The 19371-nt window shown below is 49.1% G+C and carries 23 protein-coding genes; 8 read left to right on the plus strand and 15 right to left on the minus strand.

Translation table 11 applies throughout. The annotated features are described in order from the left end of the window. Positions 1 to 4: 4 nt before the first annotated feature. The 9 genes from ACSHWX_RS08220 to infC all read right to left on the minus strand — a co-directional run bounded on the left by ACSHWX_RS08220 (position 5) and on the right by infC (position 5836). Positions 5 to 1021 carry an ASCH domain-containing protein gene (locus tag ACSHWX_RS08220; protein WP_435667724.1) on the minus strand — a complete coding sequence of 339 codons (1017 nt, stop codon included), beginning with the start codon at positions 1019 to 1021 and terminating at the stop codon, positions 5 to 7. Further along, positions 1021 to 1671, minus strand: a complete 651-nt coding sequence (locus tag ACSHWX_RS08225) for a hypothetical protein (protein WP_435667725.1) — start codon at positions 1669 to 1671, stop codon at positions 1021 to 1023. Before ACSHWX_RS08225 ends, ACSHWX_RS08220 begins: the two co-directional genes overlap by 1 nt. Further along, positions 1668 to 2780 (minus strand): phenylalanine--tRNA ligase subunit alpha, encoded by a 1113-nt coding sequence (pheS, locus tag ACSHWX_RS08230; RefSeq protein ID WP_435667726.1) that lies wholly within the window; start codon positions 2778 to 2780, stop codon positions 1668 to 1670. Before pheS ends, ACSHWX_RS08225 begins: the two co-directional genes overlap by 4 nt. Before the next feature lie 196 nt (positions 2781 to 2976). Next, entirely contained in the window at positions 2977 to 3378 is a 402-nt protein-coding gene (gene rplT, locus ACSHWX_RS08235) for a 50S ribosomal protein L20 (RefSeq protein ID WP_435667727.1), read from the minus strand. A gap of 25 nt (positions 3379 to 3403) precedes the next feature. Beyond that, positions 3404 to 3601 carry a 50S ribosomal protein L35 gene (gene rpmI, locus ACSHWX_RS08240; protein WP_284363272.1) on the minus strand — a complete coding sequence of 66 codons (198 nt, stop codon included), beginning with the start codon at positions 3599 to 3601 and terminating at the stop codon, positions 3404 to 3406. A gap of 166 nt (positions 3602 to 3767) precedes the next feature. After that, a complete protein-coding gene (locus ACSHWX_RS08245) occupies positions 3768 to 4115 on the minus strand; it encodes a VOC family protein (RefSeq protein ID WP_435667728.1) in 348 nt (115 codons plus the stop codon). A gap of 10 nt (positions 4116 to 4125) precedes the next feature. After that, on the minus strand, positions 4126 to 4662 hold the full coding sequence (locus ACSHWX_RS08250; protein ID WP_435667729.1) for a DUF4199 domain-containing protein: 537 nt from the start codon (positions 4660 to 4662) through the stop codon (positions 4126 to 4128). 87 nt (positions 4663 to 4749) lie between these two features. Continuing rightward, positions 4750 to 5163, minus strand: coding sequence for a response regulator transcription factor (locus ACSHWX_RS08255; protein ID WP_435667730.1), 414 nt, complete (start codon positions 5161 to 5163; stop codon positions 4750 to 4752). Between the two features lie 127 nt (positions 5164 to 5290). Continuing rightward, positions 5291 to 5836, minus strand: a complete 546-nt coding sequence (infC, locus tag ACSHWX_RS08260) for a translation initiation factor IF-3 (RefSeq protein ID WP_435667820.1) — start codon at positions 5834 to 5836, stop codon at positions 5291 to 5293. A gap of 157 nt (positions 5837 to 5993) precedes the next feature. Between infC and ACSHWX_RS08265 the strand changes: the two genes are divergently transcribed. Next, entirely contained in the window at positions 5994 to 6773 is a 780-nt protein-coding gene (locus ACSHWX_RS08265; RefSeq protein ID WP_435667731.1) for an alpha/beta hydrolase, read from the plus strand. Here ACSHWX_RS08265 and ACSHWX_RS08270 read toward each other — a convergent pair. From ACSHWX_RS08270 to ACSHWX_RS08280, 3 genes are read right to left on the minus strand one after another with little or no spacing between them, the layout of a single operon-like run. Further along, positions 6748 to 7620 carry an SDR family oxidoreductase gene (locus tag ACSHWX_RS08270; protein WP_435667732.1) on the minus strand — a complete coding sequence of 291 codons (873 nt, stop codon included), beginning with the start codon at positions 7618 to 7620 and terminating at the stop codon, positions 6748 to 6750. The genes ACSHWX_RS08265 and ACSHWX_RS08270 overlap by 26 nt on opposite strands. Then, complete coding sequence (gene queG / locus ACSHWX_RS08275; RefSeq protein ID WP_435667733.1) at positions 7599 to 8729, minus strand: tRNA epoxyqueuosine(34) reductase QueG; 1131 nt, start codon at positions 8727 to 8729, stop codon at positions 7599 to 7601. The genes ACSHWX_RS08270 and queG overlap by 22 nt, the downstream gene beginning before the upstream one ends. Beyond that, complete coding sequence (locus ACSHWX_RS08280) at positions 8730 to 9407, minus strand: glutathione S-transferase family protein (RefSeq protein ID WP_435667734.1); 678 nt, start codon at positions 9405 to 9407, stop codon at positions 8730 to 8732. Positions 9408 to 9539: 132 nt separating this feature from the next. Between ACSHWX_RS08280 and ACSHWX_RS08285 the strand changes: the two genes are divergently transcribed. Further along, positions 9540 to 10352 (plus strand): undecaprenyl-diphosphate phosphatase, encoded by an 813-nt coding sequence (locus ACSHWX_RS08285; protein WP_435667735.1) that lies wholly within the window; start codon positions 9540 to 9542, stop codon positions 10350 to 10352. 34 nt (positions 10353 to 10386) lie between these two features. Here the strand turns inward: ACSHWX_RS08285 and ACSHWX_RS08290 are convergent, their stop codons facing one another. From ACSHWX_RS08290 to ACSHWX_RS08300, 3 genes are all read right to left on the minus strand, one after another. Beyond that, positions 10387 to 11379 (minus strand): complex I NDUFA9 subunit family protein, encoded by a 993-nt coding sequence (locus ACSHWX_RS08290; RefSeq protein ID WP_435667736.1) that lies wholly within the window; start codon positions 11377 to 11379, stop codon positions 10387 to 10389. A 199-nt stretch (positions 11380 to 11578) separates the two neighbouring features. Further along, on the minus strand, positions 11579 to 12043 hold the full coding sequence (locus ACSHWX_RS08295) for a MarR family winged helix-turn-helix transcriptional regulator (RefSeq protein WP_435667737.1): 465 nt from the start codon (positions 12041 to 12043) through the stop codon (positions 11579 to 11581). Then, positions 12033 to 12512 carry a flavin reductase family protein gene (locus ACSHWX_RS08300; RefSeq protein ID WP_435667738.1) on the minus strand — a complete coding sequence of 160 codons (480 nt, stop codon included), beginning with the start codon at positions 12510 to 12512 and terminating at the stop codon, positions 12033 to 12035. The genes ACSHWX_RS08295 and ACSHWX_RS08300 overlap by 11 nt, the downstream gene beginning before the upstream one ends. 127 nt (positions 12513 to 12639) lie before the next feature. On the opposite strand from ACSHWX_RS08300, the gene ACSHWX_RS08305 reads away from it, so the two are divergent. The 6 genes from ACSHWX_RS08305 (at position 12640) to ACSHWX_RS08330 (ending at position 19238) form a co-directional block, all read left to right on the plus strand. Further along, positions 12640 to 13677 (plus strand): peptidase M29, encoded by a 1038-nt coding sequence (locus ACSHWX_RS08305; RefSeq protein ID WP_435667739.1) that lies wholly within the window; start codon positions 12640 to 12642, stop codon positions 13675 to 13677. Continuing rightward, positions 13677 to 14459 (plus strand): alpha/beta fold hydrolase, encoded by a 783-nt coding sequence (locus tag ACSHWX_RS08310; RefSeq protein ID WP_435667740.1) that lies wholly within the window; start codon positions 13677 to 13679, stop codon positions 14457 to 14459. The genes ACSHWX_RS08305 and ACSHWX_RS08310 overlap by 1 nt, the downstream gene beginning before the upstream one ends. Before the next feature lies 1 nt (position 14460). Continuing rightward, positions 14461 to 15717 (plus strand): acyl-CoA dehydrogenase family protein, encoded by a 1257-nt coding sequence (locus ACSHWX_RS08315; RefSeq protein ID WP_435667741.1) that lies wholly within the window; start codon positions 14461 to 14463, stop codon positions 15715 to 15717. After that, a complete protein-coding gene (locus ACSHWX_RS08320; protein ID WP_435667742.1) occupies positions 15707 to 17278 on the plus strand; it encodes an AMP-binding protein in 1572 nt (523 codons plus the stop codon). Before ACSHWX_RS08315 ends, ACSHWX_RS08320 begins: the two co-directional genes overlap by 11 nt. Positions 17279 to 17371: 93 nt before the next feature. Then, complete coding sequence (locus ACSHWX_RS08325) at positions 17372 to 17887, plus strand: TRAP transporter small permease (RefSeq protein ID WP_435667743.1); 516 nt, start codon at positions 17372 to 17374, stop codon at positions 17885 to 17887. Continuing rightward, a complete protein-coding gene (locus ACSHWX_RS08330) occupies positions 17880 to 19238 on the plus strand; it encodes a TRAP transporter large permease (RefSeq protein WP_435667744.1) in 1359 nt (452 codons plus the stop codon). Before ACSHWX_RS08325 ends, ACSHWX_RS08330 begins: the two co-directional genes overlap by 8 nt. Positions 19239 to 19371: the final 133 nt, after the last annotated feature.

Consider the following 19371-nt stretch of genomic DNA (forward strand, 5'->3'; position numbering starts at 1 on the left):
CGGTCTACTCTTTTGTTGTCTCTAGTTCGAAGGCTTCGATTAGTTCAAAGCGTTCGCAAACAAGTTTCATATCTGGTGAATACCCGCCATTGCGGGTGAAAAATTCAATGTGCGCGTCGCGCCAAAATGCGAAGGACAAATCCCCCTCGCCTTCGGCTCGCGCAAAATCTTGATCAACTTCGTCAAAGCGTTTCACTTCAACTGAAATTGTTTCAATGATGCATTTTGGATTGCCCGCCCAATCGGGCACGATAAATCGTTCGCCAACCTTTGGCAGAGGCTCACCTTCTTCTTCATAAATGGCGAATGAGCCGCAGGTGGCTGTTTTTTTACCTGAAACGATCAGCTCTACAAGCGCATCGCGCAATTCTTGCCCATCGCCAAACTCTGCGCATTCAAGGTTCCGATATTTCGCGGCCAACCCACCAACAATAAAAAACCGCTTCAATAGATGCGCAAAGCCCCGCGCGTCATCAATTGCGAAATGCGTGTGTGGTTGATTGCCAATCCAACTGTCCGGGATGCCGCGCGTCGTCCAATTTTCATGGGGGGCATTGGCCACCATGCCTGCAACAGAATAGATATCTACCCCGCCACCAGCAAAAATCCGCGCCTGCTTGCCCGGCCCACCAAAAACGCGCGTATTGGCAAACTGATCAAGATAATGGTCGACAAATGGGCCATCAAAAATCAACGGCGCAGACGCAAATGCCTTTCGCCCGTCAAAGCTTTCAACCCAGTTGACATATTCTGCCATCGCTTTTTCTGGCGGAAGCGCATTGGTTGTTGCCGCTTTATAGGCTTCGGGTTCTGTTTCCCACCACTGCATGGTTTCTGGATCCGACGCACGGTCTGCGCGCGGCTCCAACACCACTTCAAATTCACCCAAAAAATCGCCACGGCGATTCATCGCCACAGATGCAAAACTCAGCATTGAGTTACGCAACGGGCTGGGGCCATCTGTTTCAATGTCTGTGACGATATAGACGGTATCGTCTATATCGCTCGACGTTGAGGACATTACTTCCCCTCCAACGAATCTGACTCACTAGGTAAAGTTTCGACTAAAGAACTCAAAGCACCTTTAAAACTTGGATTGTGCTTACGATCGACATGTGAGTAATAGCTACCGGCATCAGGGCTCCAGTCGAAATAAACCCCCGAGTTTCTAGAACCTAATGCCTCTGCCTGTAGTGCAGAAACAGACAATTCAGTTCTCTGGAGCAGTCGAGGCTCTTTCCGCCCAACAACTAGAGCATGTACTTCCACACTATATGTTCCGGGTTGAAATATGTATTCCGCTTGATCCGGTGCCAGCAAAAAATGATGGTTAGCGGCAACCCCATCCTCACTTACAAACAGTCCACTACCACGCTTCAAATCCGCCCTTTCCCCATAAACCCAAATGGAAAAATTCTGTGCTGATTCACCTCTCTGCACCCGTAAAAACATACTTTCAATCAGTTGACCACGTTTTGAAGTCGAGTAGAGTAATGATCTAAAGAATACTTTAGGATCCGGACGACCGGGAGATGTATCGTACCCAAAAAAGTACACAGCAGGTTTGGTCATCATAACTGTGCCTTGACGTTGCGTTGTGTACCAAAACGTAAAAAGCGATACACCCAATGATAGCAAAGCAACAACAAGACCAAGCAATTCCCAGTTCACGATGACAGGCCCCCGAACAATGTCGGTAGATCAAGTGGACGGAAGCCGTAATGTTCCATCCAGCGCTGATCCGCATCAAAGAAATCACGTAGGTCGGGCATGCCGTATTTCAGCATGGCGATCCGGTCGATGCCCATGCCCCAAGCAAAACCTTGGTAGATGTCTGGATCAAGACCGCAATTGCGGATCACATTTGGGTGGACCATGCCGCAGCCCAAAATCTCAAGCCAATCATTGCCTTCGCCGATTTTCACTTCCTTGCCAGAACGGTCGCACTGCACATCAACTTCCATCGACGGCTCAGTGAACGGGAAGAAGGACGGGCGGAAACGGGTTTTGACGTTATCGACTTCGAAATAGGCTTTTAGGAACTCTTCTAGAACCCAGCGCAATTGACCAATGTGTGACGACTTATCGATCACCAAACCTTCAAGCTGATGGAACATCGGCGTGTGGGTTTGGTCACTGTCGCAGCGATAAGTACGGCCTGGAATCACCACACGAATTGGTGGCTCTTGGCTTTCCATTGTGCGGATTTGAACCGGTGAGGTGTGCGTACGCAGCACCATTTTGCCGCCATTAGTGTTTTCGCCTTCAACTTCTGGCTTGGCTTTCATGAAAAACGTATCGTGCATTTCGCGCGCCGGGTGACCTTCTGGGAAGTTCAGTGCCGTGAAATTGTAATAGTCGGTTTCAATGTCTGGGCCCTCGGCGATAGCAAAACCCATGTCTGAGAAAATCGCCGTGATCTCATCCAGTGTTTGAGAAACAGGGTGGATTGAACCGCGCTGCATCGGTCCGGGCTGGAGCGGCAAAGTCACATCGACTTTTTCGGAAGCTAGACGTGCTTCCAGCGCAGCCTTTTTCAAAATTGAAGATTTTTCCTCAATCAGCGCCGCCATATCATTTTTCAAACCATTGATGGCTGGCCCTGCAGCTTGGCGCTCTTCTTGTGTCATTTTGCCCAAGGACTTTAACTGCCCAGAAACAGAACCTTTTTTGCCCAAGGCAGCGACGCGCACTGCATCAAGCGCTTTTTCGTCATTTGCATTTTCAATATCGGCGGTGATTTGATCGCGAAGCGTATCAAGCGAAATGGCGTCGTTCATGTTGGACCTCTGTCCCCTCAAAATGCATTTTTTGGCTTTGTTGAGCCAACGGGTTCTTTTGTAAAACTATTCTCAAGATTCGTGGCGCACCTTACAAACGCACCAAGTCTTTTACAAACGCACAAAGCCCCGCGCCACCCTTTAAGGGGCGGCACAAGGCTTTTAATTCGGCCTCAGATAGAATGAGGAGAAAGCTTTAAGCTGAAACCCGATCGTGGGTAACGGCGTCAACTTCTTTGAGGTAGTCAAGAGCTGCTCTTGATGCGTCAACCAAAGCTTTGAAGCTTTCTGGGTTGCGCACTGCCAAGTCGGCCAACACTTTACGATCTACCGCAATCTCAGCCTTGCTGAGGCCGTCGATAAATCGACCATATGTTAGGCCGTGTTCGCGCACGGCAGCGTTGATACGTTGGATCCACAAAGCGCGGAAATTACGTTTTCTCGCCTTACGGTCGCGATATGCATATTGACCGGCCTTCTCAACCGCTTGCTTGGCAATGCGGATGGTGTTTTTACGACGGCCGTAATAGCCTTTAGCGGCTTTGATTACTTTTTTATGACGGGCGTGGCTGGTTACGCCCCTTTTAACACGTGACATGGAATAGTTTCCTTAAAAGTCGTTATTAGGCGTAGGGCATGAACTTTTTCACCGTACGTGCATCCTGTGCGCACATCGCACTGGTTCCACGATTTTGGCGAATGTATTTGCCGTTATGGCTGATCAAACGGTGACGTTTGCCTGCAGCTGCTGCCATGACTTTGCCAGTGCCAGTCACTTTAAAGCGCTTTTTCGCGCCAGACTTTGTCTTTAGCTTGGGCATTTTGCTCGTCCTTCTTGTTGCTTTTGGTTTTAACACCATTAGCGGGGTTCAGCATTATGGATCAACTCGGCATACCCTTTGGCCGGCCGACCCGCTTGAAGTTGAGATTTATAATCACACAAAATCGAATATGCAAGTGTTGAATCTCTACTTTAAACCTATTTCATCACGCGTCGTGCTGGTCAATTAAAATATCATTGCCATCAGGATCTTTAAAAGCCGCCATTTTGGGATAATCAACCCCTCCCATTTGGCGCGAATATTCAATCCCCAATTCATCAAGCTTTTTGTGGATGGGCCCAATATCTTTGGGATTGAACGTCATAATATTCTCTTCGAACATACCTTGGAAAATACCAACCTTGGCATTGCCATTGGCCAGTACCAACCAGTTTTGCTCCTCAACACCGGCCACGACTTCAAAGCCCAGGCTTTGATAAAAGGCTTTGGAGATAGCAAGATCCTTAACGTTCAAACTTACTGAAAAACGCCCAAGTTCCAATTCACGTTCCATGTTATTTCCTTTATGCACTTAATGTTGAGTTGCGACGCGTTAAATACCAATGGCCAACGCTTGCCAAAATTGAAACGACGATACCAATCATCCAAACCGTTGCGGCCATCACGAGGAATATCATAAACGGTGAGCCGAACATCTCGCGTTGCGCCAGTGCTTCAGCGACCGCCTTGTCATATTCAGGACCTTCTTGTACGGACAGGTTCGACACATAATAATCGTAATAACTATCTATAAAGTCTGGATTGATCCACATTGTATAGATGTTGTTGGATAGACCAAATATTATCCCTGCGATAAGCGTAATGCCTAATCCAAGCATTAGCCGCTGCCAAATGGAAACCGTTGGCCCAGCGCCTTTAAAATGGGAATTAATGGCCAGTACAATAACCAACAACGCGGCCACCATTCCAATATAGCCAGCCACTTCAGCGGCGGCAAAGTTTTCTATTTTGTCACCAAAAATGAAAATCTGGGGCACGTACATAAACACGGTCATGACCGCCCCACATATTAATCCCCAACGTACGATCGAATTTGTCATTTATCTGCTCCACTAACCAACTGCGTTGAGCAAGCATGGCAAATAAAGGGGAAATTGTCCTCACTCGAATGGGTGAGCAGAGGGTGATTATTCCATAATTCCGAGTATTTTGGCTTCGGCTGCCGCCTCAGTGCGGTTTGAAACATCAAGCTTTTGAAATAGATTTTTGATGTGGGTTTTGACCGTATTTTGGGTCACGCCGAGTGATTGGGCGATTTCGGCATTGGTATATCCATGGACCAAGTAAGATAAGACATCACGTTCTCGGCCGCTCAAATCCAAATTGTTCCCAACCTTGGCGGGCCCGCGACGCGCCCGTTTGTTTTGCCCTTTGGCAAAAGACCACGCGAGGACAAACCCGCCAATCAAGAACACCAGCGCAATTATGCCCAGATAAGCCTGCTCGTTCAGAATGCGGACAGCGTTGGCGCGTCGTAGAAATTCAAACAGGCCCAACAAGACGCCGAGCACGAGCCCATAGCGCAACATTTGTTTTACCACTGGCCTGTCCCTCCTTCCGAATTGTTCGTTTGAGATCAAACGTGGCGCGGTTGGATTTAAATATCAACCCGGCAAACAAAAAGCGGGCCCGAAAGCCCGCTTAAATCGTTCAAAACTGAAATTGGACCTATTTGGTCGCTGTTGGCGACAAGATCATGATCATCTGCCGACCTTCAGTTTTCGGTTGTGCTTCAACCTTTGAAATTTCTGTAACTTGGTCGCGTACTTTGTGAAGCAGTTGCAAGCCAAGGGACTGGTGAGCCATTTCACGGCCACGGAAACGCATGGTGACTTTTACTTTGTCGCCATTTTCCAAGAACTTCACAACGTTGCGCATTTTAACTTCAAAATCGTGCGTATCCGTATTGGGACGCATCTTGACCTCTTTGACGTCAATGATTTTTTGTTTTTTGCGCGTTTCAGCCGCCTTCTTTTGGGCAGCATATTTATACTTGCCCAAGTCCAAAATTTTACAAACCGGCGGTTTCGCGTTTGGTGAAATTTCAACCAGGTCTAAGCCAGCATCACGGGCACGCTCCATCGCATCGCGTGTACTTACCGTACCGTGATTGGTGCCTTCTTCATCAATGAGCTGAACATCTGCGGACGTAATTTCTCGATTTGAGCGTGGCCCATCTTTTTGGGGCTGCACGGGTCTTTGTGGACGACGAATGGTGACTTATCCTTCTTTTGTGAAACCAATCTAATTATGCGCGTAAAATCTGGTGAAATCGTACCAAAGTCAACCTTCAAACACAAGATTTGCGTTTAGTTTGCGAAATAGTTGCCACTCTTTTATCAAAAGGGACGATTTACTTAAGATTCGGCGGATGTTCGTGCTCCCTTTTACCGATAAAATCCAACTTGGCGCTGGCAAACAACAGCGGGACATCGCCATTACGCATCGTAAGGGCAACGGAGCGGGCATTTTTTGGCTTGGCGGCTATAATTCAGACATGCGCGGCAATAAGGTATTGGCGCTTGACCAATTTGGCCAAGAGCATGGTTTGGCAGTAACACGCTTCGACTATATGGGCCATGGTCAATCAAGCGGGGATTTCTACGAGGCTTGCATTTCGCTTTGGCTTGAAGACGCCATCGCGGTGTTTGAAAAATCCACAAATGGGCCCCAGATTTTAGTCGGCTCGTCGATGGGCGGATGGCTGGCGCTTTTGCTCAACAAACATTTGCGCCAACGCGGACACAAAAACGTATTAGGAATTGTGTTGATCGCCCCGGCAGTGGACATGTCGCGCGAACTTGTTCCTTTGAGGTTTTCAACCGCGCAACTCGCTGAAATGAAGGCCGTCGGGTACATCAAGGTGCCCAGCGCCTATTCCGATGAGCCCTATATTTATACGCAAAAGCTATTGGATGACGGCGAACAACACCTATTGTTTGGCAAGCCAATTGAAACCGGGTGTCCTGTTCATATCATACAGGGCCAGCAAGACCCTGACGTGCCCCCAAGCCATGCTCAACGGCTGCTTCAACATCTTATGCTCGACGATGCAAATCTAACTTTGGTGCCAGATGGCGATCATCGGCTTTCACGTCCAAGAGATTTAGACAAGCTCAAACAAATTATTCTCTCTCTTTTGCCAAAATAGAATTTAGGCCTTCGCGGTAAGTTGGATAAAGCAAGGTCACCCCAAGGTCTTTCTTTAGCCGTCCATTGCCGCATCTTTTATTGTCACCGTAAAAAGACCGCGCCATGGGCGTCATTTTAGCCGTTTCATACGGTTCTTTTGCTGGCGGATCGACACCAAGCATTTTGGCCGCATGTTCAATAACAATACCCGGTGGCGCCGGTTCATCATCCGCACCATTAAAAACACCCTCTATGCGCAAATTTGCAGCGGCACAAAGCGTTTGCGCGATGTCATCAACGTGAATGCGGTTGAATACTTGTCCGGGCTTTACGATACAACGCGACTTGCCATCGCGAAGTTTATCGAATGTCGAACGGGCCGGGCCATAAATGCCAGCAAGCCGAAATATTGCATAGGCAACATCTTGCTGATCTGTATATTCGCGCCACTGCTCCTCAGCCTTTACCCGCCATTTTCCCCGTTCCGAAACGGGTTGAGGCGGCGTTTTCTCTGAAATCCAGGCACCATCAAAATCGCCATAAACACCAACAGTGGATAGATATCCGATCCACTCCAGTGCCTTCACACGATCAAAAAAATCTGGAATGGCGATGAGCACCGGATCACCGGCTGCATTTGGTGAAGCTGAAATTATGATATGCGTTGCGGTTTCAATGTGATGACCAAGTTCTTCGCTCAGCTGCCCGTCAAATAAAACAGCGTCCAGACCCTCAGACTTCAAAGCCTCTTGCTTCGTGGCGCTTCGTGTGGTGCCAACCACAGCCCCTGTCCACTTTTTGGCTATGGCCTTGCCGGAATAACCCATGCCAAAAATCAGCAGTTTTAGCTGGCTTTCCCGTTCCATTCGGCAATGACGTCCTTATCAGTTTCAGTTTGCAATGCGCTCGATCTATATTGCGCGAAGATGGTGGCGCTTAAATGCTGCGTCAACGCCCAAACTGCGGTGGCCCGCACGATTGGGTTTGCATCATGTAAGTGTGGTTTGATCGCCAACACCATATCATGTCCACTCGCATTTCCCAACCCGATCAGAACATTTCTAATAAATGCATCACGCCCCAGTCGTTTAACCGGTGAACCCGCAAAGAGCGTGCGAAACTGAGCGTCGTCCAATTTTGCGAGTTCGATCAGGTCTGGCGCGCGCAGATCGTCGCGCATTTGCAATTTTGCATCCGACGTTGTTTGCGCAAACTTGTTCCATGGGCAAACCGCCAAACAATCATCACACCCATAAATTCTATTGCCGATGGGCACCCTAAATTCCGGCGGAGTAATGCCTTTAAACTCGTTGGTGAGATAGGCGATGCATTTTCGGGCATCTAGTTTATAGGGGGCCGGAAACGCATTAGTGGGGCAGATATCCAAACATCTCGTGCAGGAACCGCAATGGTCCTGCTCTGGTTCGTCCGGAGCTAGTTCCGCATCTGTTAGAATGGTGCCTAGAAACAGCCAGCACCCCTCATCCTTTGATACCAAAACGCTATGCTTGCCCTGCCAGCCAATGCCAGCTTGTTGCGCCAACGGTTTTTCCATCAAGGGGGCCGTATCAACAAACACCTTTACCTGGGCCTGCAACTGACGCGCCATGACACCCGCCAGTTCTTTGAGCTTGCCTTTAATAATGTCGTGATAGTCACGATTGCGGGCGTAGGCGGAAATTATGCCCTTTTCCCGCTGTTCCAACAAATCCATCGGGTTGCTGTCGGGTGTATAATTATAGGCCAAAACAATTGCTGATTTCGCTTCAGGCCATAAGGTTTTTGGTGAAATACGACGATCTAGAGTTTCGGCCATCCAGTGCATATCGCCATGCCATTGCTCGCCGATAGCGGTTTGCAATCGTTCGCCCCAAAGGTCGGGTACGTCGGCGCCCGTGACACCAAAATGCACAAATCCCAAGCGTTCAGCTCGCTTTTTGATGTCAGCTAGAATTTTATCGGTTTGGGGTAACAATCAAAAATCCAAATCCGCATAATTTGCAGATGCTGGCATTCCAACAACACGATCAAGCAGCAACGGGCGAAAAGCTGGGCGTGATTTCAAGCGCTGATACCAAGCTTTCACTTCTGCAACACTATCCCACGGCATTTCTGAGAGGTAATCCAGCGTTGAAATTTGTGCTGCCAAAGCAAAATCTGCCAACGTCATTTCGCCTCCAGCCAACCAGGGACGGGTTGCTAGGACATAATTGAAATAGGCAAGATGTTCACTCAAGTTTGCCCGTGCCGCGCGCAACACTGTTGTATCTGGCGTGCCGCCGGGACGATCGTTTTTGATGAATTTTTCTTCAACAATATAGCGCGATACATCGTCGGAAAATTTACCCAACGCCCAATCCGTCAAACGCCGCGTTTCTGCTCGCAAAACGGGTTCTTTGGGCAATAATAAAGGCTCTGCGCCGAATTGTTCTTCAATGAAATAGATCACAGCGCTTGCGCCAACCAATGTCAATTGATCGTCAACGTGCAATACAGGCACTTCGCCGGCTGGATTTACATCCAGAAAGTCCTGTTCGCGCCGCCAAGCTTTAAGGTGAACCAACTCGATGTCTTTGCCATATTCAGCGCACATCAGGCGCACCAAACGAGACGTTGGGTCAAGTGTATAATGTAGCAATTGTGGTACAGACATTTTCTTGACCCCTTTTTGGTTTTTGTAACATTTTTTGCATGTTACTTTTTTCGCTTGGCAGGCTGCGTTAGAACAACGATAACGTCTTATCGTTAATTTGCGCCAAATTTTCATCGATTGATAGGAGAACTCATGGCTGTTGATCAAGGCATTTTTGTGCCCCTCATCCTTGGCATTGTGGAAGGGTTAACAGAGTTCTTACCTGTTTCATCGACCGCGCACATTTTACTGCTTGGTAAATGGCTCGGGTTTGAGAACCCTGGACGCTCGTTTGAAGTGCTCATTCAGCTCGGTGCGATTTTGGCCATCGTGACGATTTATTTCAAAAAACTGTTGGACTTGGCCCTAGATGCTTTGAGGGGGAAGCCTTACGCGCTTAAATTCGCGGCAGGCGTTTTGCTCGCCTCTTTTCCTGCAGCAATTGCTGGTGTTTTGTTACACGGTTACATCAAAACCGTACTGTACAACACGCCACTGATCATCTGCTCGATGCTGATCACCGGCGGCATCATCCTGCTCATCGTTGATCGCATGAAGCTGGAGCCCAAATATACCGACATTTATGAATTTCCGTTGCCCTTATGCTTTGGCATCGGGCTATTTCAAATGTTGGCGCTCGTCCCCGGCGTTTCGCGCTCAGGTGCAACAATTGTCGGCTCCATGCTGATGGGCACCGACAAGCGCTCGGCCGCTGAATTTACCTTTTTCATCGCCCTGCCGATTATGACGGGGGCGTTCGGATACGACCTTTATAAAAACATTGATCTGATCACGGTAGATGCTGGCCTAGATATAGCCGTTGGTTTTGCCGCCGCGTTCATCGTCGGTGCAATTGTTGTGCGCTATTTGTTGGATTTTGTGTCGCGCTACGGGTTTGCCCTGTTTGGCTGGTGGCGCATTATTGTGGGTGTTGTGGGATTGTTTGCGCTCGGCCTTATTGGCTAAGCGCAAACCCCGCATATTCAGATGCCTTTCGGCATTAGTTTGCCGTTGGCATATTTTCTTCGAACTGACCGTTTTTGCGAAAGCGCCACATATAAGTTGGCAAAACAGCGTCCATTGTCGTTGGCTTTACGCCGAACGCGCTCAGGTTACGTTTTTGCTTCATCGCCTCATCAGAAACCACATTGTCGCTTTGCAACAAGATAACCTGATCGGCTGTAAGCATCGGGTTTGGCAAAATCTGTAAGATCGACCCAACAAATTTGGCGACGGGGGTTGGCAACGGCAGAACGAAGTTTGAACGTCCAGATTCGCGCAATACACGCTGCATCAATTCGCCCATCGTTTCAATTTCAGGTCCGCCGATTTCATAAATCTTGCCGCCCTTAACGCCACCATTTGCAGCAACCGCAATCGCTTGTGCAACATCACCAACATAAATGGGCTGCATTTTTGTTTCGCCACCAACAAGGGGCAAAACAGGAGACAGACGCGCGAGGGCGCCGAACAAATTGAAGAAACCATCATCAAGCCCAAAAATGATCGATGGACGAATGATAACCGCTTTTGGAAATTCTTTAAGCACCGCTTCTTCGCCCAAGGCTTTTGAGCGCGCATATTCGCTTTTAGATTCTTTATTCGCGCCTAACGCAGACATATGTACAAGCGTTTCAACGCCAGCAATCTTGGCCGCTTCAGCGACAGTTTTAGCGCCCTGTGTTTGCACCACGTCAAATCGTTGTTTCCCACCCTGAGACAAAATGCCTATAAGATTGATCACGATGTCGGCGCCTTTTACGGCGCGAATGACTGAATCTGGAAAGCGTACATTTGCTTGAATGGGTTGAATTTGACCAACAGCGCCAAGCGGCTTGACGTCACCAGCAAGATCAGGACGACGAACCGCAACGCGAATGCGATGCCCGTCTTTTGCAAGTTCTTGCACCAACTGGCGCCCCACAAAACCTGATCCGCCAAAAATTGTGATCAATTTGCTCGCATTGTCGCTCATCTTTTGAACCTTTGTCATCTGTTGCGCCAGAACCACCCGCAAGACGGCCAATATGCCTTGCGTCACTTGCAGGTTGTTTAGCTTGATCCTACGGGCTTTGTCGAGCTTTATAAGCGGTCAAATGTTGCGGCAAAAGATGACATGAAACCTGACGATACAGACAATCTTGGTAATCTGCCTGGGGTGATTTTTGTGCAATTAGGATATGACAACTAGATTATGGGCTATTGGCGGAGCGCCGCGTCAGCACCTTTAGCGCGTCTTTGAGCGCCCGAGCTTCGGTTTCACTATATTCCGCCAGCACGGAATTTTCGTGCGCATGAGCGCGCTTAACGAACTTATTGGCCAGCTCTTTGCCAATGTCAGTCAAAGATATATTCACTTCGCGACGATTCTCTTTAGAATGAAGCCGCAAAACAAGTCCATCCTCTTCCATCCGATCAAGAATACGGGTGAGTGTTGGTTGCTTTTGCATACACTGACGGGCCAATTGCCCCACGCGCTGTTGTTTGTCTGGATAAAGGCTCGCCAAAATACGCCATTTAGGCACGCTCATGCCTTCCTGCGCCAGATAGGCGTGAAATTCACCACTTGCTGCGGCACTCGCCTGCGCGAGCAGATAGAGCAAATAGTCATCGGAGAATGATTGGTCTTTGGGCATTTCAGCCTTCTTAGTTTGCATGGCTTGCTGTCCCATATTTGCCTGAGAAAAACAGCAATGGCGCAAGGTCGGCTTCGTCATAGTTCAGCACTTTACCGAAAAATACAGTATGATCTCCACCTTCTGTCGCCCAGGCATTTTCACATTCAAAACACGCGAGTGTGCCAGATAAAACAGGCACACCACCGATGCCGGCTTTACACTCAACATTGGCAAAACGATCCTCAACCGGTCGTGCAAATTGATTGCTTACATGCTCTTGATCGCTCGCCAGAATATTAATGACGAAGTGTGATGCGCGTTGAAATATCTCCAAATTTGGTGACCTATTTGTGAGCGACCACAACACCAACGGTGGGTCCAGCGAAACGCTTGAGAATGAATTGACCGTCACGCCAATTGGGTCGGCGTTTTCGTTTAGGGTTGTCACAACGGCAACACCGGTTGCGAACTTCCCCAAAGCATCTCGAAACTTTCTAACGTTTGTCATCAGCTCGCCCACCAATTGATTTATAGTTATAATTATTACTTTTCATATATTCCATATTCATATATATAGCAATCAATATTTACCTGAACAATTGGCACAAGACCGAGCCTGACAAGGGAATAATAGAATGATTGCTGACAGAATTGAGGCGAAATGGATCGACAGTTTTTGGGAAACAATTGATCTTTGCAAAGTCGCTAAAGACCAAAAGGCCATCATTCTTTCTGAAACCCAAAGCCGTGATGTAAATGTACATCTGGCGGAATTGGCTCTATCGCGCACTGGGGCAGAATTCTTCCATTTGAAGGTCCCAACACCAACCCAACAGAACACGCCGCTCATCCGATCATCTGGCGCATCACTTGCTTTGGATCATCAGCCCAATGCAGTTAAAGCGCTTTGCGAAGCAGATTTTATTATTGACCTCACGGTTGAAGGATTGATGCACGCCAAGCAAACCGGCGACATTCTGAAAAGTGGCGCGCGCATCCTTAACATTTCAAATGAGCACCCAGACGCTTTGGAACGGTGCCGTCCGACCGAAGACTTAAAAGAACGCGTCAAAGCCGCAGCAAAACAATGCCGACAAGCAAAGCAAATGCGTGTAACGAGCGACGCGGGAACTGACTTGATCGTCAACATGCAAGACGCATCAACGGTTGGTGTTTGGGGCTGGACAGACAGGCCAGGCACCTTGGCCCATTGGCCTGGCGGCATCGTGGTTTCGTTCCCTGCAAAGGGCACAACAAATGGCCGTTTGGTTTTTCAGCCCGGTGATATGAACCTGACGTTCAAGCGCTATTTCGAAAGCCAAGTCACGTTTGTTCTTGAAAATGATTATGTGGTGAATGTTGAAGGCATGGGGGTTGATGCCAAGCTGATGCGCACTTATCTGGCTGACTTTAATGACCCAGAAGCCTATGCCACCAGCCACGTTGGTTGGGGTCTAAACAAAGGTGCGCGATATGAAGCGCTCACCATGTATGACAAGCGCGACACAAATTGCACTGAGCTACGGGCGGTGGCTGGCAATTTCCTTTATTCCACCGGCGCTAACGAATTTGCGAACCGGTTCACCCAAGGGCATTTCGATCTCCCCATGATGGAATGCACCATCTCGCTTGATGGGCAAAATGTCGTTAAAAACGGGCAATTGGTCGATTGATGAAAAACTTAATCGATCTCACCTTTGAAGATTATGGCGTCAGCGACATACCAGTGGTTTGCCTGCACGGCATTGGTGGCAACACCGACAGTTTTCGCCCGCAACTGGATGAGTTGTCAAAATATGCCCGCGTGATTGCCCTAAATTTACCGGGCTATGGTGGTTCACGGCTAATTAGCCCTGTCACGTTCGAAACGCTTTCGAACAAGCTGCATGATTTTTTAGACGCTGCTGGAATTGAACGCGCTGTTTTGCTGGGTCAATCTATTGGCGGCATGGTGGCGATAGATTTTGCCATTCGCTTTCCCGAACGAGTCGAAAAACTAATCCTTGTTGGCACGACTTCGGCATTTGGCGGTCGCGATGAGACATTCAAAGATGCATTCTTAAAAGCGCGGCTTGCCCCATTGGACGCTGGTAAAAGCATGGCTGAACTCGCCAATGAGTTTGTGCCTGAAATTGTTGGCCCAATTGCAAGCCCCACTGATATCGCAAATGCGGTAAATTCTATGAGTGAAGTTCCGCTGGAGACTTACCGCGCGATTATTGAGTGCCTTGTAACTTTTAATCGCCGCGAAGATCTAAGCTCGATTTCGCATCCAACATGCCTAATTGCTGGCGAACATGATCGCAATGCACCGGCAAAAACCATGGAAAAAATGGCCCTTGAAATGCCGAATGCCGCATTTCACTTAGTGGAAGGCGCGGGCCACTTGGTCAATTTGGAAGCGGGCGCCGCGACCAACGCCATCGTGAAGAAATTTTTGAGTTTGGGAGGATAATATGAGCATAAAAGACAAACCAATGTTTACGCCTGAGGATTGGGGCCTCACCGAAAAACAGGCCAATTTGGCCACACAAGCCCGAGAGCTAGGCCAATCAAAATTTGCTGGCCGGGCTGAGCGATATGACCGTGAAGCCATCTTCCCGACTGAGAACTACGAAGATTTGCGTGACGAAGGATTGCTTGGCGTTTGTATTCCCGAACAATTTGGCGGCATGGGCGCGGACTTTAAAACCTATATGCTCACTGCAGCGGAAATTGGCCGCTATTGTGGTGCGACAGCCCTCACTTTCAATATGCATGTTAGCTCATGTCTTTGGACTGGTTTCTTGGCGGACCAATTGCCAATGGACGATGATGTTCGCGCAGAGCACGAGAAATATCGCACGCACCACTACGCTCGAATTCTAAATGAGGGGGCGATTTACGCACAGCCTTTCTCTGAAGGGGGCGCAGCCGCTGCCGGGTTTAAGGCTTTTGGCACAACAGCACTTCGAACTGAAAAAGGTTGGATTATCAACGGCAAGAAAATCTTTGCTTCATTATCCGGTCACGCCAACTATTACGGCGCGCTTTGCTCGGAGATTAAAACGCCAGATGAAGAACCATCACGTCGCCACACCATGTATATTGCGGTGCCAAACGACGCTGAAGGCGTTAGCGTTGTTGGCGATTGGGATCCGCTCGGCATGCGCGGCACTGTATCGCGCACCCTGATTTTTAAAGATGTATTCGTGCCGTTCGAAGAGCAATTGATGCCACGTGGCATCTATTTCTCTGCCGCGCAAAAATGGCCACATATGTTCATGACCCTTACCCCATCCTATATGGGTATCGCCCAAGCGGCATACGACTTCACCGTGAAATATTTACGCGGAGAAATTGAAGGTATGCCACCGGTTAAGCGTCGCATGTACCCAACCAAACAGCTTGCAGTTGCGCAAATGCGCCTCATGCTTGAACAAACTAAAGCGATTTGGTTCCAGTCAATTTCTGAAGCCCGCCCAGAGCCGTCAAAAGACGCATTGCTGCGCGCTTGGTCGGCACAATACACTGTGATGGAAAATGCCAACGAGATTTCACAACTCGCCATCCGCACATGTGGCGGCCAGTCGATGTTGCGTAGTTTGCCGCTTGAACGGCTTTATCGGGACAGCCGTTGCGGCTCACTAATGTTGCCGTGGACCGCAGAATTGTGCATGGACAAATTGGGCAAAGGCGCACTTTACGAAGATGGCGAAACAGATGACGCCTAAGCCGCAAGCAAAGAAGCTTGGGGCGCAAACCGACAATCCAGAGACGCAGCTAAAGACAATTGATCATTGGCTGCGTCGCCATGCTCAACGCACTCCCAATAAAGTTGCCCTCAACTTTTTGGGCGCCGAGCATGTGGCCTATAGTTACTTGCGGCTTAGTATTGCGGTAGACCGAACCGCGTCAGTGCTTCAACATGATTTAGGTCTTGTTCGGGGCGACCGCATCGCATTTTATGGTAAAAACAGCGACGAAGAGCTTGTTCTGATTTTTGCCGCTGCTGCGCTTGGGTTGATCTTTGTGCCCCTCAATTGGCGCCTTGCGCCCCGTGAGTTGAACTACATCGCCAAAAACGCAGGCGTTAGCGCGCTGTTTTTTGACAATACGTTTGCTGCCCATGTGCCAGACGTTCTTCGTGGCGTTGAGAATGTGAGCGCAATTGGCACAGGTCAGGGACTTGCGGATAACTCAAATTCGCTTTCAACCTTGTGCGAGGCACAAGGTCAGGAAGCCCAACTTGGCAACGCCTCAATTGATGATCCGTTTTTGCTGGTTTACACGTCCGGTACAACCGGCCGCCCTAAGGGCGCCGTTCATACGCAAAAATCCGTTCAATATAACGCCTATGCAAGTGTGGATGCATTCGACATCACTGCGCACGACCACGCATTGACGTTCCTGCCCCTGTTTCACGTTGGTGGGATAAATATTCAAACATTGCCCACTTTGTTTGCTGGCGGCACGGTAACGTTAGCCGGGCAATTTTCGCCGGATATATTTATTCACGGGGTTACAAACACCAAGGTTTCACTCGTAACTGTTGTGCCCACCATTTTGAACGCTTTGCTGGGATTGCCAGACTGGGCTCAACTCGACATGTCATCCTTAAAATGCATGGCCATCGGGTCAACCGACGTGCCGGTTGCTTTGATTGAAGCCGTGCATGCCAAAAATGTGCCGGTCGTTCAAATATATGGCGCAACCGAAACCGGGCCCGTCAGCGTATATCAACATGCCAGCGAAGCATTTGACAGCGTGGGCTCCATCGGGCGGGTTGGCTTAAACAGTTCAATCAAGCTCATGGCTGGCGAACAAGAAGCACCCCTTGGGCAGCCGGGCGAAATTTGGGTGAAAGCACCCAATTGCTTTGCTGAATATTGGCAAGATACCGACGCAACAAACGAGATATTCGTTGATGGGTGGTTTAAAACCGGTGACATCGCCTCGCTCGATGAAAATGGTCTTTATTGGTTTTGCGACCGAAGTAAAAACATCATCATTTCTGGCGGTGAAAATATTTATCCAGCAGAAATCGAACGCATTATGAGCCAAATTGATGGTGTGCGCGAAGTCGCGGTTGTCGGTCAGCCACATGAAAAGTGGGGCGAAGTTCCTGTTGCCTTCATCAACGCATCCAGAGAAATGTCTGCTGAATTTGTACTGGAACAACTAGATGGCCGAATTGCAAAATTCAAACGCCCTAAAGCCGTAAAATTCGTTGATGAACTCCCCAAGAACGCCATGGGCAAGATTGTGATGGATCAGGTAAAGGCGCTTCTTTAAGGAACGATTTTGCGGCATGAGGCATGACCGCTTTATTCTTGCGCTGAGGTTGGATAGAAGATAGCCACAGCCAATTGCAAAGCAGCACCCATCGTGAACATCAGCACCTACGGGACAAGCGTTACTCAGTTTAGCGAAAAGCTCATTCAATGGTGGGCAATGCTTGGTGGCATTGCCTTATTTGGCGTCGTGGCGGTAAACGGCGTTTCGGTTGTTGGCGGGATGTTTGGCACTCCATTCCCCGGCGATTTTGAGTTGACCGAAATTGGCGTCGCCATCGCTGTGTTTGCATTTCTACCCTATTGCCAACTCCAAGGCGCAAATGTCAGCGCCGACATTTTCACCAGTAAAGCCAAACCGCGCACCATTTTGATATTCAAGCTTTTGGGATCAATTGTCGCGCTGATATTTGCCTGCATTTTATTGTGGCGCATGAGCTATGGGCTGATGGATCAACTCAATTACGGCTACACGACATCTATCCTGCGCGTTCCCCATTGGATGGCGTTTGTTCCCATTTTGGTGTCGCTTTTACTTTTGGCTATCGCCAGCTTGATCACCAGTGCCCATCACATTTTTCAACTCCTCACGGGAGGACAAAATGATTGATGCCCTCACCCTCGGTTTTGCAGGTCTCGCGGCGCTGATCGCTCTTATCATTGTGCGGATGCCCATTGCTTATGCGATGATTTTAGTCGGTGGCATTGGCGTGACGCTCCTCAATGGTGCTGACATTTTCATGAGCCAACTCAAAACATTGGCCTATGGGCAATTCTCTATTTACGACCTATCGGTATTGCCGATGTTCATCTTGATGGGTGCCCTCGCGACCCGTGCGGGTTTAAGCCATGATCTATTTCGCGCGGCGAAAGCGTGGTTTGGCTGGGCAAAAGGCGGCACCGCCATGGCAGCAGTCGCAGCATGTGCGGGTTTTGGCGCGGTGTGCGGCTCTTCGCTTGCAACTGCGTCGACCATGGGGAAGGTTGCCCTACCCGAGTTGCGCAAGCAAAATTATTCTCCAGCCCTTGCAACGGGAACACTTGCCGCAGGCGGGGTGCTGGGCATTCTCATTCCACCATCGGTCGTTTTGATCATCTACTCTGTGATCGTTGAGGCCAATATTGTCACCATGTTTATGGCCGCTTTTGTACCAGGCTTATTGGCGGTTCTGCTGTTTTTGCTGACCATTGCAATTTATGTGCGCATTTTCCCAAATGCTGGCCCGAATGGCGAGCGCGTAACCCGACGAGAATGGATTGGCGCGACGATCGGGGTCCTCCCGGTTTTTATCATTTTCGGGTTGGTGATTGGCGGGATTTATTTTGGGCTGTTTAACCCAACTCCCGCCGCAGCTATTGGTGTATTGCTCGTTTGGATTTACGGCACAGTTCGCGGCAAACTTAAATGGACAGCTCTTCGTGCGGTTTTAGAGGAAACAGCCAAAACCAGCGGTATGATCTATTTGATTTTGCTGGGCGCGGAAATGCTCAAAATATTCATGTCACGGGCCGGTGTGCCTCAAGCCATGGCCGAATGGATGATTGGTTCGGGACTGCCACCATTTGTCATACTGGCCTGTCTGCTACTCGCGCTCATCATATTGGGCTGCCTGATGGATTCTTTATCCATGATCCTTTTGGCAATCCCATTCTTCTGGCCCGTTTTGCTTGAATTGAATGGCGGTGATTTCCAATTGGCCGTCGGCGCTGGCTTTGGCATGAGCAGCGATGACCTTAAAATTTGGTTCGGCATTCTAGCGCTCATTGTTGTCGAATTAGGCCTAATAACGCCACCGGTGGGCCTAAATGTCTTTGTGATTTCATCAATGTCCGACGACATCCCAATGAGCGAAACATTTAAAGGCGTGATGCCATTTTTCGCCGCAGAATTAATCCGCGTCGTTTTGCTCATCGCAGTGCCATCACTGGTCCTGTGGTTGCCGCACTTGCTGGCCGGTTAGTCGAACGCAGACTATCTACTAGTCACCCTATTTTAGCTGATCCCTTCCAACCTTAGTCGAATATGAATGGCGATCTTGGAGTTTTGTTTGTTTGTGATGTTGACGGGTGTCGCCGCGCACGCCAAAACAAGAC

This window comes from Maritalea sp. (genome assembly GCF_051251695.1).
Classification (GTDB): Bacteria; Pseudomonadota; Alphaproteobacteria; order Rhizobiales; family Devosiaceae; genus Maritalea.